The sequence below is a fragment of the Labrenzia sp. PHM005 genome, assembly GCF_006517275.1.
Taxonomy (GTDB): domain Bacteria; phylum Pseudomonadota; class Alphaproteobacteria; order Rhizobiales; family Stappiaceae; genus Roseibium.
In genome coordinates this window covers 3,256,652-3,282,641 of sequence record NZ_CP041191.1, presented here as the reverse complement: position 1 = coordinate 3,282,641, position 25,990 = coordinate 3,256,652, and the positions used below count along the sequence as shown (strand labels likewise).

Below are 25,990 nucleotides of genomic sequence, written 5' to 3'. Positions count from 1 at the left end.
GCGTAAAGACTTGAGAACGGCCGCTTTTACCGGCGGCCGAGCAAGCGGCGCTTACGCTCCGAGGGAGCCATTTCCATGACTTTCGACTGCAAGAAATCCATGATTTCCTTCTGGTCACTAAAGCCGGACAATGTCTCATACGGAATTGGCGCGCCTGAGCGGGCCGGAATGACCGATCCCAGGATCTTGCGGAACTCCCGGACCAACAATGAAAGCCGCAACGTCAGCGAAAACTTGCTGACCAGATGGAACAGCCAGGAGTTCTGGCCATCAAAATAAAGTGGCAACACCGTCGCTTTTGACGAGCGGATCATCTTGGCTGTGAAGGTCTTCCACGGGAACTCTTCCGCACGGCCGAAGGGCTTTTGTGCTGTCGCCACGCCACCGCCCGGAAAGACAACGATTGTCGTGCCTTCCTTTAAGAGCTGCAACGCCTTCTTGCGGGTCTCCATGTTTGTTTTGAGGGCTTCTTTGGTTTCCTCAAAATCGACCGGCAGAGAAAACGGACGAACCTCCGGGACTTTCAAAAGCTCGTTGTTGATGAGGATCTTGAAAGGCCGTCCAAGTTGTTCTGCAAGCGAGAGGATAGCCAGTCCATCGCCGATTCCATAAGGATGGTTCGCGATCAGAACCAGCGGACCGTCCGGTAAATCCTTTGGCGGCCACTCCCCGGCTTCCATTTCGACATCGATATTGATGAGGCCGAGCAGGTCACTCCAGATATAGTCTGAGGTCCCGATGATCGAATGTTTCCAGATCTCATAAAGATCGAGAATCTTCCGGCGTCCGGAGAGACCTTCAATCGTGCGGATCACCCAGCGCTTCAGCGGATGGTGATCAGGATTGGCATAACTGAATTCTGCGTAGTCCACGGCAAGCCGACTTTTAATATTGAACTGTCTGGGCGCAGCCCATCAGAGCCTCCCACAATGTGACGCTCTAACAGAATTTCTATTGCAGTCTGATGACGGCACACTGCCCTTATGGCAGGGCAGTGTGCAAGCTGGCAGTTTTTCCGTTGATAATACGGAGCTTGTTATTTCAAGTCAGGCGCTGTTGCCTCCTCGACAAACGCAGCAAGCGCTTCATCCAGCCCCATAGGTGTTTGGTTCTTGGACCCGAGCCGGCGGATGTTGACGGTCCGCTCTTCAGCTTCCCGCATCCCGCACACCAGCATCACCGGAACTTTTGCCAGCGAGTGTTCACGGACCTTGTAGTTGATCTTCTCATTGCGGAAATCCGTCTCGACCTTGAGGCCCTTGGATTTCAGAAGATCAGCCACTTCCTGGCCATAGCTGTCAGCTTCCGATGTGATCGTTGCAACAACGATCTGCAAAGGCGCGAACCACAGCGGGAAATGTCCTGCGTAGTTCTCGATCAGGATGCCCAGGAACCGTTCCATGGAGCCGCAGATCGCCCGGTGGATCATCACCGGAACCTTTTTCTCGCCATTGTTGTCAACGTAGAAAGCCCCAAAGCGCTCTGGCAGGTTGAAGTCGACTTGGGTCGTGCCGCACTGCCATTCCCGGCCGATCGCATCACGCAAGGTATACTCGAACTTCGGACCGTAGAATGCGCCCTCACCCGGCAGGATGGCGGTTTTGATGCGGCCTTCCGATTGCTCCTCGATTGTCTCGAGAACGTTGGTCATCACGCCTTCGGCATGATCCCAGACTTCATCAGAACCAACACGCTTTTCCGGCCGTGTCGACAGTTTGACAACAACCTCGTCAAAGCCGAAGTCCTTGTAAACGGACAGGATCAAATCGTTGATCTTGAGGCATTCGTCCGCCATCTGCTCTTCAGTACAGAAGACGTGGGCATCATCCTGGGTAAAGCCGCGCACACGCATCAAGCCGTGCAAGGCACCTGACGGCTCATAACGGTGAACAACGCCGAACTCGGACAAGCGCATCGGCAGGTCGCGGTAGCTCTTCAAACCGTGTTTGAAGATTTGAACATGGCCCGGGCAGTTCATCGGCTTGAGCGCATAAACGCGATCGTCCTCGCTCTCGGGATCAGCGCTCTGAACGGCGAACATATTCTCCTTGTACCAGCCCCAATGACCGGAGGTTTCCCAAAGCGAGGTGTGGAGCACCTGCGGAGCATTCACTTCGCTGTAGTCTTCCTTGAGCACACGCCGTTTGTAGGCGATCAGGTTCTGGAACATGTCCCAGCCCTTCGGGTGCCAGAAGACAACACCAGGCCCTTCTTCCTGGAAGTGGAACAGATCCATTTCGCGGCCAAGCTTGCGGTGGTCGCGCTTCTCTGCTTCCTCCAGCATGTGAAGGTAGTTCTTCAGCTCTTTCTGATCGTGCCACGCGGTCGCGTAGATACGGGTCAGCATTTCGTTATTGCTGTCGCCGCGCCAATAGGCACCCGCCACCTTCATCAGCTTGAAGGCATCACCAATCTGCTTGGTGGAAACCATATGCGGTCCACGGCACAGGTCCAGCCACTGGCCCTGCTTGTAGATCTTGATTTCCTGGTCTTCCGGGATCGCGTCAACCAGCTCAACCTTATAGTGCTCACCCTTGGCGGCAAAATAGGTCTTGGCTTCCTCGCGTGTCCAGACTTCCTTCGTGAACTGCGCAGCGCGGCCAATGATCTCGCGCATCTTCTTTTCGATGACCGGCAGCTCTTCCGGCGTGAACGGCCAGTCGTCGCCAGCATTGGCGGCGCCGTCCGGATGAACACGTTTGAAGTCGTAATAAAAGCCGTTCTCGATGACTGGACCGATGGTCACTTGAGTGCCCGGCCACAGTTCTTGCACAGCCTCGGCCATCACGTGGGCCGCGTCGTGGCGGATTAATTCCAGCGCCCGCGGATCTTCTCGGGTGACAATTTCAATATTAGCGTCGGCGTCAATCGGATCGGTAAGGTCCTTGAGCTCTCCGTTAAGAGCCATCGCAACAGCTTTTTTGGCCAGCGATTTGGAAATGCCGGAGGCAACATCAAAGCCGGAAGTTCCAGCTTCATACTCACGCACGGAATTGTCGGGGAAAGTCAATTGAATCATTTTAATCTCCTGCTCACTCCTGCAGACAAGGCAGGTAAGCGTTTCATTGGTTTTGAGATGTGTGCTGATAGGGGATTCAAAGCAAAACAGCAACCCATTCTGCCGGGCTACCCGCCTCAAAGCCTCTATACGGTAAGGATTATCCGTTCGGTGCCGTAAGCTTTTTGATGGTATCCCACTCGCCGTCGGCGATCATCGCTTGGAAAGCAGCGTTGATCTTTTCCTGATAGAATAAGCCGCACGGGGTATTACTGAATAAAATCCAGACGTTAAGCTCGTTGATCGGATGGTTCTTATCATAAACAATATTGCTGACCCCGGCTTCGGAGATCGCCTTTAGACCGGAACGTTCTTCAATAATCGAACCGTCAAAACGACCGATAGACAGCATTTTGACACTCTCAAGATCCGAGTTCGGTGCCCGGCTGAACTCAATATTTTCATTCCCAATCAATGACTTGGGATAGGCATATTGCGACGTCAATCCAATCCGCCGGCCTTCAAGCTCTTTAACGGTCGTTGGAATTGGCGTGCCTTTGCGCACAAAAACAAAATCCCGCTTGTTCAGGATTGGAACCGATTTTAAGGACGGAACGTCGACACCTGCACTGGAATGCGGCATCAACACATCAACGACACTGATCTGGAACAGGCCCAGAGCCCGTTTCTTGGGATAGAGCTTGATCTCAAGATCAATTTCAGCGCGTTCGGCCGCAGCGCGGAGCAATTCGACAAACTGCCCCTTCTCCGGACTTTCAACAAAATATGGGATTTCGGCTGCAGCAACTTCCATCGGACCGCAGTTCGCATCGGCATGGGACGGACTGGGCAGCATCACGGCCATCATTATGGTGGCAGCCAATCGCAGGGGCATATCAATTTTCATTATTGCAAATGCTCCAAACCCATCCAGCCGAACCCAAATCCGGTGTAAGAATCAGCTTCTGCTTCAATTGTTGCCCACACTTCAGTTAAAACACCTACACCAGACCAGGTATAAAAACAGTAACAATCCGCAGATTTAATCTGTTTTTCTTTTTTGAACCGACAGAAGTCCGGCAACTCGTCAGCACAACCGACCAACCACCCTGGATAGAACTACAAGTTGACCCTGTCTGATTTACTGAACCGTTTGATCAAACCGGACATAGTCACCTCAAGCCTGAAAAAGTATAGCGAGATAAACTTACGCTAAGCTGATCGCCAGGAATGTACCTGCCCCAGTCCGTTCAATTTTCAGCACTGCTGGCACACAACGGCGGGGGACGTCGGGAGATCGGCTGCGATTTAACAATCGAGGTACTGGTTTCCGCCTTATCAGTGATCCGCTCCAGTATCCCATCCAGCTCCTCGATTTCCCGGATCACCAGCCGCACGACAAAACAATCGTCGCCCGTGACTTTATCGCATTCAATCACTTCGGGAATTTCCCGTAATAGCTCCCGGACAATATGAAGTTTTCCCGGAAGCGGCCGGACACGGGTAATGGCCTGAAGTGAGTACCCCAGAGCGCGCGGGTCAATGTCCGCAGTAAAACTGCGGATAATCCCCCGTTCTTGCAAACGCCGCAACCTCTCTGAAACACTCGGAGACGACAGCCCGACCTTCGCAGCGATCTCTTTGATCGAACACCGGCCATCCTCGATCAGCATCTTCAGGATCTCATGGTCCTGAGTATCTATATCTTTCAATATTAATCTCCGAGATAAATTTGCCTTACATTTTTAGGATATCACACCCAAACACCTAACTTCAAACATAGAACCCTTACACCGAAAGGCAGATCCTTGAATGCACATTCAAAGGAGTTGCTCGAATGTCAGAAAGAACCAGCGGCATATTAGAAATGACCTTCGCCATGAGCTTGATCGGCACTTTAGGCATTTTCGTCGTGTTCAGTGGTGAAAGCCCAATCAATGTTGCCTTTTGGCGATGCATGTTCGGCGCGATCGGCCTTACGGCCATCTGCGCCTTTAAAGGCGCCTTCGCATACAAGATCTCGTTGAACCAGTTTCTGCTGGCAATGCTCGGCGGCATAGCCTTAACCACCAATTGGGTCATGCTGTTCTACGCGATTGGCCATGCATCAATTTCACTGACGACTGCCATCTACAACACCCAACCGTTCATGCTTGTCTGTTTTGGCGCGCTCTTTTTCGGAGAACAGCTCACGCTTAGAAAACTCTGCTGGCTAGCCATTGCCTTTTGCGGTGTTGTCCTGATTGCCCAATCAAAACCGGAGCTGGCCTATGCTGAAGGCAGCTTTGCTGTTGGTGTCGCACTTTCCATCGGCGCTGCATTTCTCTGGGCCGTCGCTGTTGTCGCCACCAAAAAGCTAAGCGATGTCCCACCTCATTTGATCGCACTAATCCAGGTCTCAACGGGCGCCTTGATGCTGACCCCGCTAGCTAGTTTTTCAGACCTTCCAACGGAAACGTCCGCCTGGGCTTCCCTTCTGACCTTGGGCTTTGTACATACGGCGATGATGTACACAATCTTATACAGCGCTGTTCAGAAACTGCCGACCCACCTTCAAGGGGCACTGACCTTCCTCTATCCATCCGTGGCCTACGCCACCGATTATCTTATTTTGGGGCAAAAATTTGGCCCCATACAAATTCTGGGAATTGCAGTCATCATGCTGGCGGCTGCAGGCATGACCCTTGGCTGGCGCCTGCCATTTTCCAGAAGAACCAGCCCTTTTTCTCACGGAAAAATCTAGCCTACTGCAGCCTCCCCGGCCTTGAGCCGGGGGCACAAAATCTGGTCCCGGCTCAAGGCCGGGACGTCATGACGCGGGTTTCCGCTTAAAAAAAATCAGGACGCCAGCGCCTTCTCTTTCGCAGCCTTTACGATGGAGGCATCGCGTGCGGACTTGGCGGCGGCATCCGTGCCGCCCCGGGTTTCCTTGATCATCGCCAAATCGGCTTCAGATGCCGCATCCATCGGCGCGATGGCCAGATCGGAATAGGCTTTGCGGTCCGGAGACGCCTTGACCTTCTTATAGATTCTGTAGGCCCGCCAGACGACGCCAACGCAGGCCAAATGTTTCGTAAACACTTCCCAGGCGTAGCGCGGGTAAAACACCAGCGGGTTCTCAACCGGCAAACCGCTGCGCCGGTCCCTCCTAAATTTCAGGCGGAAATACCCGCCCTCCAACGGGTGCACCCCTTCATATTCAATCATCAGCTTGAACCACATCATCAAGAACAGCTTGTTGCCCGGCCGTCCCTTCTTGTGGGCGGCTGCCCGCCTGAGAACTGTCGCGATATGATCATCCGAATAATAGGTAGACCAAGCTTCGCGGTAAGCCTCTTCCCACTCCTGATCCGACATTTTTGGATGATGGCTTACCCGGTGATTGAGATCGTATTTGTTCAGATCCGGATCCATCCAGGTGCCTTTGCTCAATAGAACCTTATGGTCTTCCGATCCTGGCAGCGGGGTCAGATAGAAGAACTCCAGGAGATCGAGTGGCAATTCGTTCTTGATGATTTCAATGTCGCGGAGCACAGCTTCCTTGGTATCGCCCGGGAAACCGATGATATAGCCGGCATAGGTGGTCGCCCCATGGGCCCGCCACTTCTGCAGCATTTCACGGTATTCGGTAATTTTGTTCTGCCGTTTTTTGGCGGCCAGTAGATTGTCCGGGTTGATGTTTTCAAGCCCGATAAACACCCGGTTCACCCCGGCCCGCGTCGCTTTTTCAATAAAGTTCTCAATCTTGTGGCAGAGCGTGTCCACTTGGATGATGAACTTGATGTCGAAGTTTTCTTCTTCCCGCAGGTGGATCAGCCGGTCGAACAGTGGCTCCCATTCCCGGTTCCGGGCGAAATTGTCGTCGGTAATGAAGAAGCGGTCGATGCCTTGCGCATAATTGTCCCGGATAATCTGTTCCAGGTCATCGGCGGAGCGGAACCGGCTTTTGCGGCCCTGCACATTGATAATCGTGCAGAACGAACATTGATACGGACAGCCGCGCCCAAGATCGAAACTGGAATGGGACCCAGCTGTGAATTGGATGTGTTTGGTCGGCAGGATCGGGGTCGGTTCCCCTTCGAGCGACGGCAAATCGGTCATAAAGTTGTAGAGCGGCTTCAATTCGCCAGCCCAGGCGTCGCGGAACACTTGATCGAGCCGCCGGTCTTCGGCCTCTCCCGCAAAATAGGCAACACCTTCATTTTGTAAGATGACCATTTCCTCCGGCATCTCATCCAGCATGGAAATACAGCCAGAAACATGAAACCCACCGATTGCGGTCGCCAGGCCTTCCTTCATGAATTTGCGAGCCAGATCGGTTGCTCGCGGGAACTGATTGGATTGCACCCCGACCAGGGCGATCAGCGCCTTGCCACCGCTGCGCCGGATATCTCTGGCGATCTTCTCAGGACGAACCCGCTTGTTGGTCTCGTCATAGGTGTGAAGATGAATTCGGACGTCTTCGCCGAGCGCATTTCTTCCCCGGGCGGCTTCGGCAAGGCCATTTAAGCTGGCCAGAGTATTGGAGGGGATGGCAGATCGGAGCCATTGAATGGGATAGCCGTTGTCATCGTAATGCGTCGGCTTGATCATCACAAAGTGGAAGTCTTTTGCGTCCATTCACCCTCTCCGGCCACACTGCCCACAGCCGGAGAGTTGCACTCACCATAGGTAAGTTCAACCCTTTCTTAACAGAAGGTAAATTCCCGTTTGAAATCAATCCATCCGGTGTTCGGGTGGAATGTGCCGGCCATTCCAGCGGCCATAACGCCACGGCAAAAACCAGCGGGCACCGGCCGGTAAATCTTCTGGCAACGGATCAAAGCCGGATGCCCCCCAGGGATTACATCTGAGGATACGGGATAGGCCCAGCCAGCCGCCGGCCCAAAAGCCAAAGCGGCGGATCGCTTGTTCGGTGTAATCGGAACAGGTCGGCGCATACCGGCAGCCGCGCCCCATGAAGAGCGAGAGGGAATGCCGGTAGACCCAGATCAGCCCGATCGCGACATAGCTGGCGGGCGACAGCCGCTTTTCTGGATCAGGTTGCCTGTCGGTCGGAGGACACATCTGCTGTTTAAAAGCTGAAGAGCGGCCAGCTTATGCCGCCGCGCCGTCCGCCTTGCCTTCGATCTGATCAAGTGCGCTGACAACCGCGTCAAAAGTTAGAAGTGTCGACGTGTGCCGGGCTTTGTACTCACGCACTGGCTCCAGAAACTTCAAATCTGCGAACCGGCCCTCCGGTGGGTCTCCACCCTCTTTCAACATGGCGTGCATGGTTTTTTGCAGTGCCCGAAGCTCGTCAGCGCCAGCCCCAACTACATGTTGCGCCATGATCGAAGAGGATGCCTGTCCCAAGGCGCAGGCTTTCACATCGTGGGCAAAATCGGTCACCACACCGTCTTTAACGCACAAATCAACAACAACCGTCGAGCCGCACAGTTTAGAATGCGCCTTGGCGGTGCCGTCTGGATGCTCAAGACGTCCAACTCGGGGAATGTTGCCCGCGAATTCCAGGATCTTGGCATTATAGATGTCGTCGAGCATTCTCGCCTCTTCGTGACAACCGGTGAACACGTGCCTCATTGCCGGCACGCTTCTTTTATATATATAGATCAGACGCCACAGCAAATTCGCAAGGGGCAGAGGGGTCGCAGCCGGTATTAAATCATGCCGCATTGGCGCTTGACGCTGGCTTCACCCGCTTTGAAACTGTGCGTTCGCTTTTTGAGCGGAGTATGTTACATCTCCGCGCCCTTAGGATTAAGAACACTTGATCTGAGCAAGAGCGGACGCCGTATGACGAGTGATAAGGGTAAATTTGCGAGGATCCCCATGGACGCTGTCCTGAAGCCGATCGAAAAAACATTCGAGCGCAAAGCACCGGACCAGTTGCAACGGCCTAGCCGGGAAGAGGCTGAGGCGGCCGTGCGGACTATTCTTGCCTGGACCGGCGACGATCCGGACCGTGAAGGCTTGATCGACACCCCGCAGCGGGTGGTGAAAGCCATTACGCAGCTATATTCGGGCTATTTCGAAGACCCGGCCGAACACCTCGAGCGCACGTTCGAAGATGTTGGCGGTTACCAAGACATCGTTCTGGTGCGCGGCATTCCGTTCCATTCGCATTGTGAACACCATATGCTGCCGTTTATCGGCGAAGCCCACATCGCCTATTATCCGGCGGAAGGCGTTGTTGGCCTATCCAAACTGGCTCGTGTTGTCGACATCTTCGCAAAGCGCCTGCAGACTCAGGAAAACTTGACCGCGCAGATTGCTTCGACCATCGACGACGCCTTGGCGCCGCGCGGTTTGGCAGTGATGCTGGAAGCTGAACACCAATGCATGACGATGCGCGGTGTACAGAAACCGGGCGTCTCAACGCTCACCACTCAGTTTACTGGCGTTTTCCAGGACGACCCGGCCGAACAGGCCAAATTCATGACCCTGGTTCGCAGTTAACGTTCCAAAATGGCGCCTTGCACCGTCACAAGACGTGCAAGGCCTGAATGAGTTTCATGTCTGATCTAGTTTTTTCCGAACGTGCCGACAAAAAAACGGTCGAAGACGGCGATCTTTTGATGCCGAAATACGACCAGGACGGCCTCATTGCCGCCGTTGTCACCGATGCAGCAACGTCAGAAGTTCTGATGGTTGGCTACATGAACGAAGAAGCCCTCAAGCGCACCATTGAAACCGGGGAAGCCTGGTATTGGAGCCGCTCCCGCAAGGGGTTCTGGAAGAAGGGCGAAACCTCCGGCCAAGTGCAAAAGGTGCAAGAGATCCTTACCGACTGCGACCAGGACGCTCTTGTGGTGAAAGTCACGGTCGAGGGTAATGGTGCAACCTGCCACGTCGGTTACCGGTCGTGTTTTTTCAGGAAGATTACAAAAACTGAAAACGGCACGGTTCGCCTGGAGTGGGTTGAGACGGAAAAAGTCTACGACCCTGAAGAGGTCTACGGTAAATCCTGAGAGGGCGCTGGAGATGGCGGCTGACAGAAAACCAGCCGCCTGAAAATCACGTCATGGAAATGTAGCTGCGCATCTGCTCAGCTTCCTGCTCCACTTGAGCAATCTTTTGCTTAACCACATCGCCGATGGAAATCACCCCCGTCAGCTTGCCGTCTTTGACGACCGGCATGTGACGGAAGCGCCCTTGCGTCATCTGGGCCATCACTTCGTTGATGCTGTTTTCTTCAGAACATGTGATGACGTCTTTTGTCATAACACCAGACACCGGTTGATCTAGGGCACCTACGCCTTGCGTTCCGATTACGCGGACTATGTCCCGTTCCGAGATAATTCCCTTGATGCCCATGTCCCCATCACAAACCACAATTGCGCCAATCTTATGCTTCGCGAGTGTCTCACAAAGCTCGCTCAACGACGCATCGTCGCGTGCGGTTATGGTTTCGTGGCCCTTCCCTTTCAAGATCGCGGCAACACTGCTCATATAGGCAAACCTCCCTCGGCATTAGCGACCTTGAAGAACATTTCGTTTTCACGGTCGAACATGAGGCATCATGGCAAAAAAAACCACCAGCGCAAAGCCTTGACACCCGGTTCCTAAAGGTTCTGCCTCCAACCGCGGCTTAATGCCGCCGTTGCGGCACCGGATCGAAAACGGGGAACAAGGCTAGACCGGCGATAAAACCGCCAATATGCGCCTGCCAGGCAATGCTGCCGGTCTGGCCACCGCTCATCAAGCCGAAGAACAAGTTCAGACCGAACCACACTCCGACGAACACCAGAACCTGCTGATTGCGGAAACACTCAGCAAGCGGTTGAGCTTGAACGAAATAGGCGCTCCGGTCGGAGCTGCGAAAGACACCAAGCGGGCCACCTAGTTCAAAGACAAACCGAATCGCTGCAGCCATATGTCCGGAAATGGCAGCTGACGCGCCGATCATCGGCGCCGACTCGCCCCAATGGGTGGCCAGGTGAGCGAACGCCCCGCCAACCGAACACAAAGCGGAGAAAACCAAAAAACGGCCAAGGCCAAATCGCCGGACAACAGCGCTGCCGAAAATCGCCATCCAAAGCAGATTGAATGTCAGATGCATGGCGCCGCCGTGAAGGAAGCTATAGCTGACAAATGCCCAGAGGCTTGAGGCCAGGTCCAGCGCATGGAGGCTTGCAAGCGCTGTGTATTTCACCGGCCAAAACGCCAGGAAATAGATCATCATGTTGTTCCAGCCTGCCGGAATCAGAAATTCGCGGACCACGTGGATCGCAATCAAACCGGCACTCAGCCAAACAATTGCAGAAGGAAGATTGAACGCCGGCGGCTGTGACGGTCTCTGCTCACGTTCGCGCTGTTTACGCTCTTCGTCGCGGCGTTTCCGCTCCTGATCGAATTGATAGACGTTCATGGGGCCTCGCATCTTTCTGACGCAGATCTTGTAGCCCGGCATGCGGACAAAACAAGGGCGGTGCACACGTTTCAAACCAACCAAAGCAAATATGGTGAACAGCTGCCATAGATCCAGCCAATTCATCCACACGGCCTTGTGACGGCAATAAAAACAAAACGCCGGCTATCTCTTAGGATAACCGGCGCTTGTTGAGCCCCCCACAAAGGTCGCGTCCCCACGCGCCAAATTGAGGTGTCCTGCTACGATCGCTGATCCGGGCTCCGGGCCATTTTTCGGCCTCTTCCCGCTTTTTGAGCGCTCGCATGGACCAACAGGTTCCTCCCACCCGTTTGTCCTGAAGACAGCCTGAATGTGCCAGCCGGTATCCGAGCTGACAAGTTTTACCATGCATTAACCTTAACAAGGTGTTACCCGCTGATTTTTTCATTGTTTCAGCATCTTGGCACGCCCCCTGCTTAGTTCACGGCAAACAGAAACACGGATGCCCGGACGTCCCGTTTTGAAACAGACATTGTCTTGAGACGACACAACGCTCCGGATTGGGAAGAAAGGCAAGTTCAGATGAAACACGGCGTGACCCAGACATTATATTCTTATTGGGACTCTCTGCGCGGCGCCCGTCCGGCCCCAAACCGCAGCGAAATCGATCCGGGTGAAATCCGCGGTCTTTTGGGCGACACCTTTATCCTGGAAACAAACGGCCCGCAGGATGTCCGTTATCGCCTGGCCGGCACCCGCTTGTGTTCTGCACATTGCCGCGAACTCAAAGGCCGCAACTTTTTGCGTGGCTGGGACACTAAGGACCGTGAAGCCCTCGAGAGCCTCATTGCTGCCATTACCGAAGATGCGGCGGCTGCCGTTATTGGCGTCAATGGCCATACAGAGCGTGACCAAGTTTTGCAGATGGAAATGCTGCTGGTTCCGCTCAACGTTCCCGGAGAAGGCCGCATCCGCATTCTTGGCAGTGCCACACCGATGGACAAGCCTTATTGGATTGGTCTGCATCCGATTTTGAAACAATCGATCAGCAGCCTGCGTTTGGTCTGGCCGGATGAGCGCCCCTACTTTGCAGAAGCAAATCATTCAAACCTGAATCCGGTGCTGCCCCGGTTTAAAGCTGAAGATATGCCGATGCGCGCTCCGGTTCTCCCGCAAGGTGCCCCAATATTGCCTCAAGGCGCAGAGCGTCAGGTCGGTCATTTAACCGTATATTCCGGCGGAAAATCCTAATCTGCCGGAATTTCTGCAAAAACCTTAAACTAGAGCCTTGTGTAAGGTACATTCTTACACATCGTTAACCTCATTTCCTCTAGAGTGCATATGAGAGTTGTTCCGATTCTCATCACCACCGGGGGAAGTGCGGGCTCCGCACGTTTTTAGGCATAGCAGGCATGAACGCCGGATTGGCAACAGCACCAGAAGGAAGCAAGTCGCTCCAGGTCACCGACCGTAGGCGGCATCAAAGGGTTCAGGTGAACATTCTGGGCCGCTTCATGCTGGAAAACCGCCGCGAGTATCCTTGCCAGGTAATCGACATGTCACCAGGTGGCATGGCGATGATAACACCGGTCCCTGGGCAGGTTGGCGAACGGATCGTTGCTTATCTCGATCATATCAGTCGTGTCGAAGGCCGGATATCCCGACTAATTGATGGTGGTTTTGCTGTCGAGTTACGCAACACAGTCCGAAAACGGGACAAGATCGCCAATATTCTGACGTGGCTGGCGAACCGGGAAGAACTCAACCTCCCAGAAGATCGTCGCCATGATCGCTTTGTCCCGAAAAACCAGATGACCAAGATGATCCTTCCGGACGGTTCGGATCACGTTGTCCGTATTTTCGATGTGTCGTTGTCTGGCGCAGCCATTGCCACAGATATACTGCCGGAAATGGGTGATGAGGTCACACTAGGCAAAATGCATGCTCGTGTGGTCCGCCAGATCGAAGGCGGCATTGCGGTCGAATTCGCCGCGGTCCAAAGCCGCGAGCTGCTTGAGCACCACATCACCACTCCAGAAACCAGCTAGTCTGGTCCAACGGCTCCAGCGCGACCGGTTCCAATGAGGAACCCAGCTGCTCTTCGCGCATAGCCTTACAATCTTTATCAAACGCCCGCCGCCTGCAGACTGCGCGTCTACAGTGATGTGATACCAATTCCACTTACGGGATTGACTGCCTCTGCCCCCGTGTGCGGGGTGCTTCACATCTATCTAGAACTTTTTTTCATTTTTTTTCTCCGCTCAAACTGCAGAGAAGTTGCAAATATCCGGCGACTAAGCGCCCCCAATGCGTGACTGACCCTGAAAGCCTAAACCGCCGGCCACTTTGAAAACCAATTCAAAATCTGCGGGTTACAGCAGATCGATAAAATTCGACTCAAATTCTAGTACAAATAGACTAAAGTTATCATAAAGTAATATTAAAATTAACCTCAAGATTTACTAAAATAATAATATAGTTTTATTACGTCAATTTCCGTGAAATAAAAAGCAATACCGCATCGTAACGCCAGCCTTGGGGAGGGCATTACGATGAAACTTCTTGGAAAAATTCTTTCGACTACAGCAGTTCTATTTGGCTTGAATGTATTCGCGCCAATAGCACAGGCCGATCCTGGCCGGTTCATGGACATGAAATCCGCGGTGAAAGCACCCATCGGCCATCGCCAGTTTTGCCGCGACAACGGCTGGGCCTGTCCGAACGAACGGTATGAGCCAGTAGTCGTCAAACTAACGGAAGCCCGCTGGAACGAACTCATCGCGATCAATGCAGAGGTTAACCGGAAAGTCCATCCGATGACCGACGCGGATCTCTTTGGACGAGAAGAATACTGGACCTATCCGGTCGACGGATATGGCGATTGTGAAGAGTATGTCCTCGAAAAGCAGCGCGTGCTTCTCGCAGCCGGCTGGCCGAAGAGTGCCCTTCTCATCACTGTCGCCAAGGATGTGCAAAATTCAGGGCACGCTGTTCTAACCGTACGCACCGATCATGGCGACATGATCCTCGACAATCAGATCGAAGCGGTTCTGCCCTGGTACTCAACGCCGTACCGCTACATCAAACGCCAATCAGCAAGCTCTCCGGTCAAGTGGACCGGGATCTCAGATACGCGGGTGACCACAGTCAGCAGTATCTCGAATTAATTTGGGAATTGGCTTGGAAACAAGCCTTCAGGACGATCCGGTTGCGTCCCCACCCTCCCCATCCCTACCACGACCGGATCCAGGGAACCGGCCCGCCCCCGCAGGCCGGTTCCTGCACGTTCGCATGCGCAGGAACTGAGAGTTTCTTTCAGAATGATCGGATGGAGTTCGATCCCATAGATCTAGACTTGATTCAGACCTTCGGCATACCGCTGCCAATTGGCAACATAGTTATCGGCCGATTTCAAAATGTCGCCGGCAATGCTGTCAGGCAGGACCCGGGCGACTTTACCCGGCACACCGACAACCAACGAGTTGTCCGGAATAACCTTACCTTCAGCAACAAGCGCATTGGCGCCGATGATGCAATTCGAACCAATCACCGCACCGTTCAAGATCGTCGATCCCATTCCAATCAGGGAATTGTCCCGAATGGTACAGCCATGCAGGATCACATTGTGGCCGATGGTGCAATTGGCGCCGACAGTGAGCGGCATTCCCGGATCGGTATGAAAAACACAGCCATCTTGCACATTCGACCGGCGCCCGATCTTGATCGGCTCCCGGTCACCGCGAAGCACAGCCTGAAACCAGACACTCGCCTCATCTTCCAAATGGACATCTCCGATCAGTGTAGCTGTCGGCGCGACCCAATAACGGCCACTTTCAGGAAATTGCGGGCGGATATCACCCAAAGAAAAATTCGGCATAACCCCTCACGCGTAGCCGGCGACGATCAATGCAATATTCATCACCACCAGCCCGGAACACATGCTCCACATGCCCGCGATTGTTGACGATGCAACAAGCCAGCCTACTGGCCTGTTCTCAATCCGGCGCCCCCGAATTGCGTTGCGCATGATGATGAAGGGACCGGCGAAAACACACATCAATACGCCAGTAACAAAACCCGTTACTGTTTCGCCCGCGAAGTTAAATTTCGGCGGCTGACTGGTCACCAGCTGATAAAAACTGCCAAGAAATCCGGCAGCGACGAATCCCGCACAAGCGATGTATCCAACGATAAGTAGGTCCAGCATAACGACCGTTAACCTTCTGTTAACCTCTTCACAGAGAAAGTGATGAAGAATTCTCTAACGGTCAAGAGCAAACGCCGTGCCGGTTTTTCTAAGGAACGAAAACCTTTGGTTTTCCTTAGTTTTTAACGGTTGGCATCGATCCTTCGCTGAGACACATGTCCCATTCAGAGACACAGTGTGCCAGTGCAGGTCACAGGCTCATGAAAGGCAAGGCAATTGGTCAGGCCGACCCTGCCAGCAGCTACTAATGCAAAGCCGCTTCATTTCACGATGCTGGCCGCGGCTTTGTGTGTGCTGACGTCCGCCTATGTTGCCGACCGTGCGGTCTACTGGTCCGGCGTAATTGCGCCTTTGTTCCAAAACCATCGACATTCCTTGGTTAGCCTGTCGATCGGGCCGCATCCCTTTGAGATCCCTGCAGGCTATTTCAGATCAGCGCAACACCGCATCGCGGCCGACGGCGAAGTTCCGCGTCATCAACAAGTCAGCCTGCTAATGACCTGGCCGGACCTCAAGATGCCAGGCGATGAGGATGCGCCAGCCCGTTTTGGCGAACCGCTTCCGCTTATTCAGGTCAATCTCGAAAACAATCCACGCCGGGAATCCTTAAGAACGCAACTGGATCCGGTCTATAAACGGCTAGCCCGTGGCGGCGAGAAAGCGGCTGAAGCCGGACTGAACATGCTCACGCTGTCGGGACAAAATGCCCAAAACCGGGACATCATTGTCTATGACCCGGAGGCAGACGACGGCTTCATTGCCCGGTGTGTGAGAAAACGCAGCACGGACAAGGCGGTTTGCCACCGCTCAATTACGCCAGGCGGCGGATTACTGATCCGCTACCAGTTCGATCAGACGCTTTTGCCCGACTGGCGCCGCCTAGACCGCGCCGTGCAAGCGAAAGTGGGCACTTTTAACGCTTTCTGAGAACACTTTTCAATGCGCTCACAAAAAACGGCCCAAACGGGCCGTTTCTCAATTCACGATCTATTGTAAAATCTTAGGCTTCATCCAGATCGATCTCAAGGATCGCCATCTGGAAGTTCCAGCTCAGGTCCTCGTCTTCGTCATCGCGGAAGATCACACCGATGAACTCATCACCGATATAGACCTCCGCGGAATCGTCCTTTTTCGGACGGGCCCTGACCTGCAAGCTCGGCAATTCGAACTTCTTTTGCAGATAGGCTTCAAGTTTGCGGACTTCTTCGGGGTTCACGTGGCTCTCTCCTTGTTCTTCGCCAAATGCGTTGTTCTGGTGCGGACCCTACAAGAGAGCGGGAAAATACCAAACAATTTCGATCAGCTTTCCCCGTCTTCCTGCAATCCGGCCGCATCTGGCTCGCCCAGAAGCTGGTTCATGCTGCGGGCCGGTTCTGCACATCCGGCTTTGCCAACGATCTTCGCTGGAACCCCGGCAACCGTCGTATTGGCCGGCACATCTGCCAGCACAACAGAGCCTGAGGCAATCCGGCTGCAATGTCCAATTTCCAGGTTGCCGAGAACCTTTGCCCCAGCCCCAATCAAAACGCCGTTGCGGATCTTTGGATGCCGGTCACCGCTTTCCTTGCCGGTACCGCCAAGGGTAACGCCCTGTAATATGGAGACATCATCGCCAATGACGGCCGTGCCGCCGACGACGATTCCCGTGCCATGGTCGATGAAAATACCGCGTCCGACAGGAACCGCCGGATGAATGTCAATCTGGAACACTTCGGAGGCCCGGCTTTGCAAATAGAGAGCAAAGTCCTGCCGCCCCTTGCGCCAGAGCCAATTGGCCAGACGGTGGGTCTGCAAGCCGTGGAACCCTTTGAAATAGAGCACCGGCTCCAGATAGCGGAAGCAGGCCGGATCACGGTCGAACACAGCGACAATGTCGACCCGGAAAATCTCAGCAAGTTCTGGTTCATCGGCCAGAGCTTCAAGGTAGGTCTGACGGATCAAAGAGGCGGAGACAATGTCCCGGCCGAGACGGTCGCCAAGACGGTGAACGACGGCTTCTTCGAGGCTGTCGTGGTTGAGCACTGTTTCATACACAAAGGATGACAGGGCCGGTTCGGCGGCCACCATCGCCTGGGCTTCTTCACGCAACTGCCGCCAGACGGGATCGTGTTTCATCACCGGTTCTGGACTGGACTGGCGTACCTGGGTCGACATGGCTTGTCTCCTTTTCAAGCCCACTGCATTCGCCTACTAAAATAGGCCCTGCGCATGATATTCCAAACAAAACTTGCTCATATCAGATATGAACAGTCCTTATGAATCGTTTTTTTACGATCAATTTTGCGCCAATCCTCATTTTCGCGAGCACCCGAGGCCAATATGACATCCGAGCAATCTGTGCAATCGCCGCAAGACGGCAACCCGTCGCTCACCACAGCAGGCCAGATTGCCGAATTAATCTTGAACGCGCCAGAGCGCAAGAACGCTCTGCCTTTGTCTGGCTGGCGCCGTATTCCAGAACTGCTCAACCAACTTCAGGATGACAGTGAAATTCGCGCACTCATCGTGCGCGGAGCTGGCGGCAAAGCGTTTTGTGCCGGTGCAGACATTGCCGAATTCGAAGCGGTCCGGGCCACACCAGATGCGGCGGCGCATTACGATCAGATCAATGTGGCAGCCTTTCAAGCGCTCAAGGCACTGCCGGTGCCCGTCGTTGCTGTCATCGAAGGCCCCTGCCTTGGCGGTGGTCTCGGGCTGGCATTGGCATGTGATCTGCGAATTGCATCTTCAACGTCTTTCTATTCCATTCCGGCCGCCCGCTTGGGGCTCGCTTATCCGCCGGATGCCGTTGGCGATCTCGTTGAAGCGGTCTCTCCGTCCAACGCCAAAAGGCTGCTGTTCACCGCTGACCTTCTCTCTGCTGCGGAGGCCTTGCAGATCGGCTTGATCAACGAAGTCCACGAGCCGGACGCCCTGGATACGCGGGTAGCTGAGCTGTGTGCTGTGTTTGAACAGAACGCCCCGCTGTCTTTAAAAGCAGCGAAGAAGACCATCAATCTGTTGACCTCTGTCGAAGCCAAGGCCAACCTCACACAGGCCTACGCCATGGCGCGTGTCTGTGTAGACAGCGCTGATTACGCCGAAGGCTGCCGCGCCTTCTTGGAAAAGCGCAAACCGGTGTTTCAGGGGCAATAGCCCCTTCAGCCTAATCGCTGATTGGACTCAGAGTTAGGCAGCCTTCTTGAATCAAAACATTAAGCACGCCGACACTTGAAGCGAACCGCGAGATATTCTCACTAAGCGATTCAAAACACGAGCAAATCCTCAGGCAATCAGCGCTTCGGCCTTCAGGTCGGTGAGGAACTCCTCTACGGCCTGCGCGAAAATGTCGTTCTTGTCGCCGGCGACCATGTGGCCCGCGTCCTGGATGTCGGTGAACTTGGCATGCGGCACACACTCCATGAATTCTTGGACATGTTCCATCGACACCAGCTCGGAGTTTCGGCCCCGCAGCAGCAGAACCGGCAACTTAAGATTTTCCGCGGCGGTGATCATGCTGGTCTGAACGGTTTCAGACTGATGCGGATCGGAGTGTTCCCGCATTTTCAAGAAAGCCGGATCCCAGTGCCAGCGGTAGCGGCCATCGTCATGCAGGCGAAGGTTTTTGGAAAGGCCTGATAGGTCCTTCGGCCGGCTGCGGTTCGGGAGATAGCGGGCGATCGCATCCGCAGCTTCTTCCACTGTCCCAAAGCCTTCATCAACCTTGTCGCCCATAAAGCCGAGGATCTTGTAGACCCCGCCCATGTCGACCCGCGGCGTGATATCGACAAGAACCAGAGCAGCTTGGCAGCCCGGTGCTTCAGCCCCTTCACCCAGCATACCGGCAAAACCGCCCAATGACGCCCCGACGACAACCGGTTTGGCACCATGTCCGGAGATCACAGCTTTGCAAACAGAAACCAGATCCTTGGCAAAATCATTGAATGTGTAGTTTCCGGACGGAACCCAGGCACTTTCGCCGTGGCCGCGCTGGTCGACAGAATAAACCACATGACCGAGAGCAGCGATCCGCTCAGCGGCGGCAGCCCAGGAATGGCGGGTTTGACCTCCGCCATGTAAGAGGATCACAGGTTGCCCCCTGTTGCCATATTGATCCGCAACAAGGCTGTTGTTTTCTGCCCCTGCAAACTCGACCCGTTTCCCGCTCATGCGACCTCCCGTCTCCGCATTTAACCGCCTGTTCTCAATCCATGCCTGTCAGGCATCGACATTGTTCAAAAATGCCAGGACGCCCTGCTTGTGGACCTTGTCCCCGACCGCAACCATGTGATCGCGGCCTGGAATTTCCAAAACCTCCGCATGCTGCATCAAGGCCGCCAGTTTGTGTGGCGATCCGGCAATGTCGTCTTTGGTTCCGACCGCGACCAGAACTGGCCGTTCGATCCGCGCAATATCTTCTTCGCTGATCTTCTGGCGTGAAGACCGCATACAGGCTGCAAGCGCCAGACGGTCGGACCGTGTCTGCTCGGCAAAGGCGCGGAACGCCCGACCGGTCCGGTCTTTCACGTCCTGTAGCCGCTCAGCCTCCAGAGCTGCCGCGATCGGCTCAGGATCACCCACACCTTCGATCATGCCATAGCCAAGGCCGCTAAAGACCGCGCGTTTGACACGGTCCGGATGATTGAGGGTCAAAAAAGCGGAAATCCGGGCGCCCATCGAGTAGCCCATAACATCCGTACGCTCGATATTGAGAAAATCCAGCAAGCGGCGGGCGTCCTCAGCCATGATCGGTGCGCCGTAAGCGTCCGGATCATGGAATTTCTGGCTGTCACCATGTCCCCGGTTGTCGAGCGCAATCACCCTACGCCCATCTTTCACCAAAAGATCGACCCAGCCCGGATACTGCCAGTTGACCGACTTGTTTGAGGCAAATCCGTGGATCAGAAGGATCGGGTCTCCCTCGCCTTCATCCAAATAGGAGATTTGAATCCCGTCCTGCTCAAAGAGCGGCATAAAACTTCCTCTTACGTAAACGTAAAACACTTTTGCCGCACACTGTACTGAGAATAATCGCACTTGGCAAAGTCCGATTTGTCATTTCAAAATCCCACCTCAGGAACCGCCGGTGGACGTGACAAGGTTTCCCCTATTCAACCGGACGGCAAATGAGTATGTTCGCGCCAAAATCGTTCGGCCTTAGCGCCCAGACTTTTGAGGAATTGATCATGGCAGATCAGGTTGTCCCGCACTTTCAAAACACTAGCGGTCATGATTCCATCGCAATTGGTGCCCGGGAATTCATGTGCATTGGCGCCAATCCGCCGTTCGACCATCCGCATGTGTTTTTGGATATGGGCCGCGAAAATGAAGTGGTCTGCCCATATTGCTCAACACTTTACAAATTCGATGCAACGCTTGGCGCAAAAGAATCCTCTCCGTCCGATTGCACCTGGACGCCGGAAGCCGCCTGACCGGATAGAGTTTCCATGAGCGACAGCGGACCTGCCCCCTCTCCTATTGTCATTGCCGGCGCAGGCATTGGCGGGCTGACGGCAGCCTTGACCTTGCGCCAGGCAGGACACGACGTTGTCTTGATGGACAAGGCGCGCGACCTTGCCGAAGTCGGCGCGGGTTTGCAGCTGTCTCCGAACGCCTGCACGGTCCTCAATCAGCTCGGCTTATTGGATGATGTGGTCGAGCTCGGTTATGCGCCGGGTAATCTGCGGATCTGGTCCGGAAAATCGGGCAAACAAATAAGCGAGGTCCGCCTTGGGGATTTTGTCCGTGGCCGGCATGGGGCGCCCTTCGTGGTCATTCACAGGGCCGATCTTCAGCAAGCACTTTTGAAGAAGGTTAAAGACACACCCGGGATTTCCCTCCAGCTCGGAACTGAGTTGACAAACGCCAAAACCGGCCAGTCCGGCAACCTTGTGTGCACCTATCAATCTCTGGATCAGATCGGCACACTCACCTGCAAAGCGCTCATAGGCGCCGATGGCGTTTGGTCAAAGACCCGGCGGCTGATCCCGAACCACAAGAACGCGCAATTCAGCGGTCACGTCGCCTACCGGTCCACAATTCCGATTGAAAAAGCCCCAAAGCGCTGGCAGCAGGATTCGGGTCTTTGGCTGCACAAGGACAGCCACCTGGTCCATTACCCGGTCAAAAGCGGTAAGGAACTGAACATCGTCGCTCTGGCCACAGAGGACTGGCAGGATGAAACCTGGTCCGCTCCCGTGAGTGTGGAATTGCTGTTACGCCGATTCCATGACTGGCCGACAGAAAGCCGAAATGTCCTGCATACCCCGGATTCTTGGTTGAAATGGGCGCTTTGCGCAGTTGATGCATCGGGCCCGTGGACCCATGGCAACATAGCCCTTTTGGGTGATGCAGCCCACGCCATGTTGCCGTATATGGCCCAGGGCGCGGCCATGGCGATTGAAGATGCAGCGGTTCTTGCCACACACCTTCCGGCCGACGTGGACAACATTCCCGCCGCCCTGCGCGCCTATGAACGCATTCGCAAGCCCCGTGTTGTGCGGATCCAAAACACCGGTTTCCGAAACGCAAAGATTTTTCATATGTCCGGCGTTTTCGCTGCGGCCCGCGATATGGTTCTAAAATCGTCTAAGCCGGAAAATCTGACCGCGCGCTTTGACTATATCTACAGTTGGTCCCCAGCCTAGACTACCTTTGCGAATTGGTGACGCAAAAGGTTGAGCCTGGCGGCAAGCTGCGCTAAAGCCATTCTTCTGGATTCAGGGAGTGCTGACATGACTGCAGATACGGCAGATGACGTTGTAACCGCTGCATTTCTTGTCATCGGCGATGAAATCCTGTCAGGACGGACCAAAGACAAGAACATCGGATTTCTTGCCGATTACCTGACAGCCCTTGGAATTGATCTCAGTGAAGTGCGCATCGTGCCGGATATCAAATCCGAGATTGTTGATGCCGTAAATGCGCTGCGAGCCAAATACACCTATGTATTCACCTCTGGCGGTATTGGCCCGACCCATGACGACATAACAGCCGACAGCGTCGCCGCAGCATTCGATGTGCCTCTCAACCTAGATCCGCGCGCCGTCGCGATTATGGAAAAGCACTATCCTCCTGGACAGTTCACTGCAGCCCGTCAGCGCATGGCCCGAATTCCGGAAGGCGCAGATCTGATTGAGAACAAAGTCTCAAAAGCTCCGGGTTTCAGGATTGGCAATGTCCATGTGATGGCAGGAGTACCTGCGATCATGCAAGCCATGATGGATGCGATTGCGCCGTCGTTGAAAACCGGTAAAAAAATGCTGTCAGAGACCGTTGATGCCCAAATGCCGGAAAGCCGGATCGCTGAACAGTTGGCGACAATCCAGGACACGCATCCTCAAACCCTCATTGGTTCTTATCCAAAAGCCATTGATGGAAAATTCACCACACAAATTGTAATCCGCTCCAGAGATGAGATCGTTCTCGCAGCCGCTGTAAAAGATGTGGCGCGAGCCGTTGATGAACTCTCCGGATGACTTGAAGGAATAAACATGGAAAATCCTGCTCAAAACAAAGCCTTTCCAGTGTCCTGGGACATGTTTCACCGGGACTCACGTGCCCTCGCTTGGCGCCTGTCCAGTGAAGGTGAATGGAAGGCTATTGTCTGCATCACCCGCGGCGGTCTGGTTCCCGCCGGGATTGTCGCTCGTGAACTCGGGATCCGGACAATCGAAACCGTCTGTATCGCCTCCTACCATGACTACGACAGTCAAGGGCGCCTGGACGTCATCAAGCCGGTCGACCCCAAGGTCATCGACCTGGAAGATGGTGAAGGCAGCGGCGTTTTGGTGATCGATGACCTGGTCGACACCGGGAAGACCATGAAAGTCGTGCGCGAAATGTTGCCCAAGGCCCATTTTGCAACCGTTTATGCCAAGCCAGTCGGCGTACCGATGGTCGACACTTTCATCACTGAAGTGTCCCAAGACACCTGGATCTACTTTCCGTGGGATATGGGCTGGCAGTTCCAGCCGCCGCTGTCAAAAGACACAGCCGGCTAAACTGGAAATGCAGAATTGACCCGAAAACGGCCGGTAGTTTTCCGGCCGTTTTTTGTTGCGATGGTTAGGTCATGAAACGTCTCAGCTGATGGCAAGCGCGACGTCCTTGTCTGCATCAATCCCGTCCAGGCGGACGTCGCAACCAATGGCATAGGTTTCTACACCGGCCTCAGCCGCCGCTTTGAAAGCCGCCGCGTAATTCGGATCTATATCGGCGGCCAAAGAAAGCTTGGCACAATCGGGCCGCTGAACCAGAAATACCATTGCCGCGCGGTGGCCTTCGCGCACCATATCGGCCAGCTCACCCAAATGCTTGGCCCCACGGGCTGTAACGCTGTCCGGAAACTCCGCCAACCCCGGCTCGCGCATCAGATGGACGTTTTTAACCTCAACATAGGTCTTTGAAGCGTCTGCTTGTTCCAGAAGGATATCGATCCGGGAGTTTTTGCCGTATTTGACTTCGCAGCGCAGAGTTTCAAATCCGGCGAGCTCCGGAATGCGTCCATCAATCAACGCTTCTTCGACCAGCTTGTTCGGATGGGCGGTATTAATGCCAACCAGCGCCCCATCCGCTTCTATCACTTCCCAAGAGTATTTCAGCTTGCGCTTGGGGTTGTCCGACTGCGACAGCCAGACCAGGGATCCCGGCTCTTTCAAACCCAGCATCGAACCGGGATTGGCGCAATGGGCCGTTATTTCTTCCCCACTCTCATCAAGCACAACATCCGCCAGGAACCGCTTGTAGCGTTTGACCAGCCGTCCGCTGACCAGTGGTGCGGGAAACTTCATCGATAGGGTCCTTATTAAGTCCCAAACAGCTGGGAGAAGATCATTTCGACCAGAAGTCCGGATCGAGCAGCACCAAAACGGTGAACAGTTCCAGGCGCCCGACAAGCATGGCAAAGGACAACAACCATTTTGCTCCGTCAGGCAAGGGAGCAAAATGACCTGCAGGCCCAATCATCGGCCCGAGCCCTGGTCCCACATTGCCGACGGAAGTTGCAGCGGCAGAAATGGCCGTCACCAGATCCAAATCGAAGAACGACAGCGCCACCGTGATGATCCCGACCGAACCAAGGTAGACGACCAGGAAGGCCAAAACGGAAAACGACAATTCCGGCGTCAGACGCGTGCCGGCATATTCTTCCGACATAATCCTGTTCGGACGCACCATCCGGCGCAAATGCGCACGCACCGTGCCGAAGAATACCAGAAAACGGAAGACCTTGATGCCGCCTGTGGTCGAGCCGGTACAGCCTCCAACGAACATCAAGAGCAGACAAATCCCAACGACAGGTGCCCCCCATTGACCAAAATCGCCAAGCGCATAACCGGTTCCGGTGACAATCGAAACCACCGTGAAGGTCGCCCGGACCAAGGCATCATCAAAATCGAAGTCCATGTTGACGCCAAGATGAACCGTCAGGGTCAAGGAAACAATAGCCAGAAAACCCAAAAGAGCCCGAACCTGCGGATCTTTCCATAAGAGCAGCGGATGGCCGCGCAAGGCTTGAATAATCAGAACAAACGGCAAGGCGCCAATTATCATAAAGGTAATGGCGACCCAGGAAGACGCTGGATTCTGGAAGTAACCGAACGAAAGATCATGCGTGGAATAGCCGCCAGTCGCAATCGTCGTCAGCGCATGGTTGAAGGCATCAAACAGCTCCATACCGGTTGCCAAATAGGCGGCAATGCACAAAACGGTCAAAAACAGATAAGCCAAGCCCAGCAAACGGATTAGTTCAACCGAACGGCTAACGATTTTCTCCGACCGGTCCGAGCTTTCGCTTTGAAACAGCTGCATTCCGCCGATACGCAGAAAGGGCAGCAAAACGATCGCCATAACGATGATGCCGACACCGCCCATCCATTGCATGATCGAGCGCCAGACCAAAAGCCCCGGCGGCAGACCGTCCAATCCGGTCAATACCGTGGAACCGGTCGTAGTAAAACCTGACACCGCTTCAAAAACAGCATCGGCATAGCCGATCCCGAGCCATAAAAACGGCAACGCACCAAACACCGGTAGAGTCGCCCAAGCCAGCGTAGTCAAAATGAAGGTCTGCCGGGTGTCTAAGCCCTCTTTCAGCGCACCGCCCATGGAGAGTGACAGCAGCATGCCGAACATGCCGGTCAGCAGGGCTGAAAAGACAAACGCCTGCCAATCGGCGTTTTTCTGCGCCACATCAATGATTGCAGGCACCAGCATGGCGGTCGCTAGACCGACATATAAAAACCCGAGGACATTCAAAACTGGTCTGAGTGAAATCAAGCGGAACGCATCCCAAAGCCCTTGCAGTTGAACGCGCTCCGCAGAAACGCGTGTGCCAACGTCCTAGCGCTTTTCCAGACATTTTCCAATGCTTTACGCCCGACTTCCCCGGTTGTCGCCATCCGCGAAGCCGCTGAATGACAAAAACCGTCATTTATTACAATATTTTGTAGCG

General features: G+C 54.4%; 29 protein-coding genes. 12 read left to right on the top strand and 17 right to left on the bottom strand.

The window, feature by feature from the left end:
• Nucleotides 1–26: 26 nt before the first annotated feature.
• The 4 genes from FJ695_RS14815 to FJ695_RS14800 all read right to left on the bottom strand — a co-directional run bounded on the left by FJ695_RS14815 (nucleotide 27) and on the right by FJ695_RS14800 (nucleotide 4,701).
• Nucleotides 27–872, bottom strand: a complete 846-nt coding sequence (locus FJ695_RS14815; protein WP_141186177.1) for a lysophospholipid acyltransferase family protein — start codon at nucleotides 870–872, stop codon at nucleotides 27–29.
• A 164-nt stretch (nucleotides 873–1,036) separates the two neighbouring features.
• Nucleotides 1,037–3,019: a threonine--tRNA ligase gene (gene thrS, locus FJ695_RS14810; RefSeq protein WP_141186176.1), complete on the bottom strand. Its 1,983-nt coding sequence runs from the start codon at nucleotides 3,017–3,019 to the stop codon at nucleotides 1,037–1,039.
• Nucleotides 3,020–3,158: 139 nt separating this feature from the next.
• A complete protein-coding gene (locus FJ695_RS14805; protein ID WP_141186175.1) occupies nucleotides 3,159–3,905 on the bottom strand; it encodes an ABC transporter substrate-binding protein in 747 nt (248 codons plus the stop codon).
• A gap of 343 nt (nucleotides 3,906–4,248) precedes the next feature.
• Nucleotides 4,249–4,701: an Lrp/AsnC family transcriptional regulator gene (locus FJ695_RS14800; protein ID WP_141188747.1), complete on the bottom strand. Its 453-nt coding sequence runs from the start codon at nucleotides 4,699–4,701 to the stop codon at nucleotides 4,249–4,251.
• A 134-nt stretch (nucleotides 4,702–4,835) separates the two neighbouring features.
• On the opposite strand from FJ695_RS14800, the gene FJ695_RS14795 reads away from it, so the two are divergent.
• Nucleotides 4,836–5,741 (top strand): DMT family transporter, encoded by a 906-nt coding sequence (locus tag FJ695_RS14795; RefSeq protein ID WP_141186174.1) that lies wholly within the window; start codon nucleotides 4,836–4,838, stop codon nucleotides 5,739–5,741.
• Between the two features lie 95 nt (nucleotides 5,742–5,836).
• Here the strand turns inward: FJ695_RS14795 and FJ695_RS14790 are convergent, their stop codons facing one another.
• From FJ695_RS14790 to FJ695_RS14780, 3 genes are all read right to left on the bottom strand, one after another.
• Nucleotides 5,837–7,618, bottom strand: coding sequence for a radical SAM protein (locus FJ695_RS14790; protein ID WP_141186173.1), 1,782 nt, complete (start codon nucleotides 7,616–7,618; stop codon nucleotides 5,837–5,839).
• A gap of 96 nt (nucleotides 7,619–7,714) precedes the next feature.
• Nucleotides 7,715–8,065, bottom strand: coding sequence for a membrane protein insertion efficiency factor YidD (gene yidD, locus FJ695_RS14785; protein WP_141186172.1), 351 nt, complete (start codon nucleotides 8,063–8,065; stop codon nucleotides 7,715–7,717).
• A 30-nt stretch (nucleotides 8,066–8,095) separates the two neighbouring features.
• Entirely contained in the window at nucleotides 8,096–8,542 is a 447-nt protein-coding gene (locus tag FJ695_RS14780; RefSeq protein WP_141186171.1) for an iron-sulfur cluster assembly scaffold protein, read from the bottom strand.
• Between the two features lie 288 nt (nucleotides 8,543–8,830).
• Between FJ695_RS14780 and folE the strand changes: the two genes are divergently transcribed.
• A complete protein-coding gene (folE, locus tag FJ695_RS14775) occupies nucleotides 8,831–9,457 on the top strand; it encodes a GTP cyclohydrolase I FolE (RefSeq protein ID WP_141186170.1) in 627 nt (208 codons plus the stop codon).
• Nucleotides 9,458–9,513: 56 nt separating this feature from the next.
• Nucleotides 9,514–9,969 carry a phosphoribosyl-AMP cyclohydrolase gene (gene hisI, locus FJ695_RS14770; RefSeq protein WP_141186169.1) on the top strand — a complete coding sequence of 152 codons (456 nt, stop codon included), beginning with the start codon at nucleotides 9,514–9,516 and terminating at the stop codon, nucleotides 9,967–9,969.
• A gap of 46 nt (nucleotides 9,970–10,015) precedes the next feature.
• Here the strand turns inward: hisI and FJ695_RS14765 are convergent, their stop codons facing one another.
• Nucleotides 10,016–10,450 carry a CBS domain-containing protein gene (locus FJ695_RS14765; protein WP_141186168.1) on the bottom strand — a complete coding sequence of 145 codons (435 nt, stop codon included), beginning with the start codon at nucleotides 10,448–10,450 and terminating at the stop codon, nucleotides 10,016–10,018.
• Nucleotides 10,451–10,589: 139 nt separating this feature from the next.
• Nucleotides 10,590–11,369, bottom strand: coding sequence for a rhomboid family intramembrane serine protease (locus FJ695_RS14760; RefSeq protein ID WP_209010672.1), 780 nt, complete (start codon nucleotides 11,367–11,369; stop codon nucleotides 10,590–10,592).
• A gap of 576 nt (nucleotides 11,370–11,945) precedes the next feature.
• Here FJ695_RS14760 and FJ695_RS14755 point away from each other — a divergent pair.
• The 3 genes from FJ695_RS14755 to FJ695_RS14745 all read left to right on the top strand — a co-directional run bounded on the left by FJ695_RS14755 (nucleotide 11,946) and on the right by FJ695_RS14745 (nucleotide 14,518).
• Nucleotides 11,946–12,602 (top strand): PAS domain-containing protein, encoded by a 657-nt coding sequence (locus tag FJ695_RS14755; protein WP_209010671.1) that lies wholly within the window; start codon nucleotides 11,946–11,948, stop codon nucleotides 12,600–12,602.
• 161 nt (nucleotides 12,603–12,763) lie between these two features.
• On the top strand, nucleotides 12,764–13,399 hold the full coding sequence (locus FJ695_RS14750) for a PilZ domain-containing protein (protein WP_141186166.1): 636 nt from the start codon (nucleotides 12,764–12,766) through the stop codon (nucleotides 13,397–13,399).
• Between the two features lie 504 nt (nucleotides 13,400–13,903).
• Nucleotides 13,904–14,518 carry a transglutaminase-like cysteine peptidase gene (locus tag FJ695_RS14745; protein ID WP_141186165.1) on the top strand — a complete coding sequence of 205 codons (615 nt, stop codon included), beginning with the start codon at nucleotides 13,904–13,906 and terminating at the stop codon, nucleotides 14,516–14,518.
• 182 nt (nucleotides 14,519–14,700) lie between these two features.
• Here FJ695_RS14745 and FJ695_RS14740 read toward each other — a convergent pair whose 3' ends face one another.
• Together FJ695_RS14740 and FJ695_RS14735 are read right to left on the bottom strand one after the other, a co-directional pair.
• Nucleotides 14,701–15,228 (bottom strand): gamma carbonic anhydrase family protein, encoded by a 528-nt coding sequence (locus FJ695_RS14740; RefSeq protein ID WP_141186164.1) that lies wholly within the window; start codon nucleotides 15,226–15,228, stop codon nucleotides 14,701–14,703.
• Between the two features lie 6 nt (nucleotides 15,229–15,234).
• Nucleotides 15,235–15,558 carry a hypothetical protein gene (locus FJ695_RS14735; RefSeq protein ID WP_141186163.1) on the bottom strand — a complete coding sequence of 108 codons (324 nt, stop codon included), beginning with the start codon at nucleotides 15,556–15,558 and terminating at the stop codon, nucleotides 15,235–15,237.
• A gap of 216 nt (nucleotides 15,559–15,774) precedes the next feature.
• Here FJ695_RS14735 and FJ695_RS14730 point away from each other — a divergent pair, with 216 nt between their 5' ends.
• The gene (locus tag FJ695_RS14730) at nucleotides 15,775–16,485 is read left to right on the top strand and encodes a hypothetical protein (RefSeq protein WP_141186162.1); all 711 of its coding nucleotides are present in this window, start codon (nucleotides 15,775–15,777) and stop codon (nucleotides 16,483–16,485) included.
• Between the two features lie 73 nt (nucleotides 16,486–16,558).
• On the opposite strand, the gene FJ695_RS14725 is transcribed toward FJ695_RS14730, so the two are convergent.
• Together FJ695_RS14725 and cysE are read right to left on the bottom strand one after the other, a co-directional pair.
• Nucleotides 16,559–16,774 (bottom strand): DUF3126 family protein, encoded by a 216-nt coding sequence (locus FJ695_RS14725; protein ID WP_141186161.1) that lies wholly within the window; start codon nucleotides 16,772–16,774, stop codon nucleotides 16,559–16,561.
• An 83-nt stretch (nucleotides 16,775–16,857) separates the two neighbouring features.
• Nucleotides 16,858–17,712 carry a serine O-acetyltransferase gene (gene cysE / locus FJ695_RS14720; RefSeq protein ID WP_141186160.1) on the bottom strand — a complete coding sequence of 285 codons (855 nt, stop codon included), beginning with the start codon at nucleotides 17,710–17,712 and terminating at the stop codon, nucleotides 16,858–16,860.
• A gap of 165 nt (nucleotides 17,713–17,877) precedes the next feature.
• Here cysE and FJ695_RS14715 point away from each other — a divergent pair, with 165 nt between their 5' ends.
• Entirely contained in the window at nucleotides 17,878–18,693 is an 816-nt protein-coding gene (locus FJ695_RS14715) for an enoyl-CoA hydratase (protein WP_141186159.1), read from the top strand.
• Nucleotides 18,694–18,822: 129 nt separating this feature from the next.
• On the opposite strand, the gene FJ695_RS14710 is transcribed toward FJ695_RS14715, so the two are convergent.
• Nucleotides 18,823–19,707 carry an alpha/beta fold hydrolase gene (locus FJ695_RS14710; protein WP_141186158.1) on the bottom strand — a complete coding sequence of 295 codons (885 nt, stop codon included), beginning with the start codon at nucleotides 19,705–19,707 and terminating at the stop codon, nucleotides 18,823–18,825.
• A 48-nt stretch (nucleotides 19,708–19,755) separates the two neighbouring features.
• On the bottom strand, nucleotides 19,756–20,511 hold the full coding sequence (locus FJ695_RS14705) for an alpha/beta fold hydrolase (RefSeq protein WP_141186157.1): 756 nt from the start codon (nucleotides 20,509–20,511) through the stop codon (nucleotides 19,756–19,758).
• A 212-nt stretch (nucleotides 20,512–20,723) separates the two neighbouring features.
• On the opposite strand from FJ695_RS14705, the gene FJ695_RS14700 reads away from it, so the two are divergent.
• The 4 genes from FJ695_RS14700 (at nucleotide 20,724) to gpt (ending at nucleotide 23,540) form a co-directional block, all read left to right on the top strand.
• Nucleotides 20,724–20,969 (top strand): zinc-finger domain-containing protein, encoded by a 246-nt coding sequence (locus FJ695_RS14700; RefSeq protein ID WP_141186156.1) that lies wholly within the window; start codon nucleotides 20,724–20,726, stop codon nucleotides 20,967–20,969.
• A gap of 15 nt (nucleotides 20,970–20,984) precedes the next feature.
• A complete protein-coding gene (locus FJ695_RS14695; protein ID WP_141186155.1) occupies nucleotides 20,985–22,184 on the top strand; it encodes an FAD-dependent monooxygenase in 1,200 nt (399 codons plus the stop codon).
• Between the two features lie 87 nt (nucleotides 22,185–22,271).
• Complete coding sequence (locus FJ695_RS14690) at nucleotides 22,272–23,015, top strand: molybdopterin-binding protein (RefSeq protein ID WP_141186154.1); 744 nt, start codon at nucleotides 22,272–22,274, stop codon at nucleotides 23,013–23,015.
• 15 nt (nucleotides 23,016–23,030) lie between these two features.
• Nucleotides 23,031–23,540 carry a xanthine phosphoribosyltransferase gene (gpt, locus tag FJ695_RS14685; protein WP_141186153.1) on the top strand — a complete coding sequence of 170 codons (510 nt, stop codon included), beginning with the start codon at nucleotides 23,031–23,033 and terminating at the stop codon, nucleotides 23,538–23,540.
• An 81-nt stretch (nucleotides 23,541–23,621) separates the two neighbouring features.
• Here gpt and sfsA read toward each other — a convergent pair whose 3' ends face one another.
• Both sfsA and FJ695_RS14675 read right to left on the bottom strand, forming a co-directional pair.
• Nucleotides 23,622–24,329, bottom strand: coding sequence for a DNA/RNA nuclease SfsA (gene sfsA / locus FJ695_RS14680; RefSeq protein WP_141186152.1), 708 nt, complete (start codon nucleotides 24,327–24,329; stop codon nucleotides 23,622–23,624).
• A 40-nt stretch (nucleotides 24,330–24,369) separates the two neighbouring features.
• Nucleotides 24,370–25,794: a TrkH family potassium uptake protein gene (locus FJ695_RS14675; protein WP_141188745.1), complete on the bottom strand. Its 1,425-nt coding sequence runs from the start codon at nucleotides 25,792–25,794 to the stop codon at nucleotides 24,370–24,372.
• Nucleotides 25,795–25,990: the final 196 nt, after the last annotated feature.

What these genes read in the sequence shown, in the direction of transcription:
- FJ695_RS14765 (WP_141186168.1), bottom strand. Translation starts at nt 10,450, where the DNA reads ATGAGCAGTGTTGCCGCGATCTTGAAAGGGAAGGGCCACGAAACCATA.
- FJ695_RS14740 (WP_141186164.1), bottom strand. Translation starts at nt 15,228, where the DNA reads ATGCCGAATTTTTCTTTGGGTGATATCCGCCCGCAATTTCCTGAAAGT.
- FJ695_RS14695 (WP_141186155.1), top strand. Translation starts at nt 20,985, where the DNA reads ATGAGCGACAGCGGACCTGCCCCCTCTCCTATTGTCATTGCCGGCGCA.
- yidD (WP_141186172.1), bottom strand. Translation starts at nt 8,065, where the DNA reads ATGTGTCCTCCGACCGACAGGCAACCTGATCCAGAAAAGCGGCTGTCG.
- FJ695_RS14790 (WP_141186173.1), bottom strand. Translation starts at nt 7,618, where the DNA reads ATGGACGCAAAAGACTTCCACTTTGTGATGATCAAGCCGACGCATTAC.
- FJ695_RS14735 (WP_141186163.1), bottom strand. Translation starts at nt 15,558, where the DNA reads ATGCTGGACCTACTTATCGTTGGATACATCGCTTGTGCGGGATTCGTC.
- cysE (WP_141186160.1), bottom strand. Translation starts at nt 17,712, where the DNA reads ATGTCGACCCAGGTACGCCAGTCCAGTCCAGAACCGGTGATGAAACAC.
- FJ695_RS14760 (WP_209010672.1), bottom strand. Translation starts at nt 11,369, where the DNA reads ATGAACGTCTATCAATTCGATCAGGAGCGGAAACGCCGCGACGAAGAG.
- FJ695_RS14745 (WP_141186165.1), top strand. Translation starts at nt 13,904, where the DNA reads ATGAAACTTCTTGGAAAAATTCTTTCGACTACAGCAGTTCTATTTGGC.
- FJ695_RS14805 (WP_141186175.1), bottom strand. Translation starts at nt 3,905, where the DNA reads ATGAAAATTGATATGCCCCTGCGATTGGCTGCCACCATAATGATGGCC.
- sfsA (WP_141186152.1), bottom strand. Translation starts at nt 24,329, where the DNA reads ATGAAGTTTCCCGCACCACTGGTCAGCGGACGGCTGGTCAAACGCTAC.
- FJ695_RS14795 (WP_141186174.1), top strand. Translation starts at nt 4,836, where the DNA reads ATGTCAGAAAGAACCAGCGGCATATTAGAAATGACCTTCGCCATGAGC.
- FJ695_RS14750 (WP_141186166.1), top strand. Translation starts at nt 12,764, where the DNA reads ATGAACGCCGGATTGGCAACAGCACCAGAAGGAAGCAAGTCGCTCCAG.
- FJ695_RS14700 (WP_141186156.1), top strand. Translation starts at nt 20,724, where the DNA reads ATGGCAGATCAGGTTGTCCCGCACTTTCAAAACACTAGCGGTCATGAT.
- folE (WP_141186170.1), top strand. Translation starts at nt 8,831, where the DNA reads ATGGACGCTGTCCTGAAGCCGATCGAAAAAACATTCGAGCGCAAAGCA.
- FJ695_RS14690 (WP_141186154.1), top strand. Translation starts at nt 22,272, where the DNA reads ATGACTGCAGATACGGCAGATGACGTTGTAACCGCTGCATTTCTTGTC.
- gpt (WP_141186153.1), top strand. Translation starts at nt 23,031, where the DNA reads ATGGAAAATCCTGCTCAAAACAAAGCCTTTCCAGTGTCCTGGGACATG.
- hisI (WP_141186169.1), top strand. Translation starts at nt 9,514, where the DNA reads ATGTCTGATCTAGTTTTTTCCGAACGTGCCGACAAAAAAACGGTCGAA.
- FJ695_RS14715 (WP_141186159.1), top strand. Translation starts at nt 17,878, where the DNA reads ATGACATCCGAGCAATCTGTGCAATCGCCGCAAGACGGCAACCCGTCG.
- thrS (WP_141186176.1), bottom strand. Translation starts at nt 3,019, where the DNA reads ATGATTCAATTGACTTTCCCCGACAATTCCGTGCGTGAGTATGAAGCT.
- FJ695_RS14710 (WP_141186158.1), bottom strand. Translation starts at nt 19,707, where the DNA reads ATGAGCGGGAAACGGGTCGAGTTTGCAGGGGCAGAAAACAACAGCCTT.
- FJ695_RS14705 (WP_141186157.1), bottom strand. Translation starts at nt 20,511, where the DNA reads ATGCCGCTCTTTGAGCAGGACGGGATTCAAATCTCCTATTTGGATGAA.
- FJ695_RS14780 (WP_141186171.1), bottom strand. Translation starts at nt 8,542, where the DNA reads ATGCTCGACGACATCTATAATGCCAAGATCCTGGAATTCGCGGGCAAC.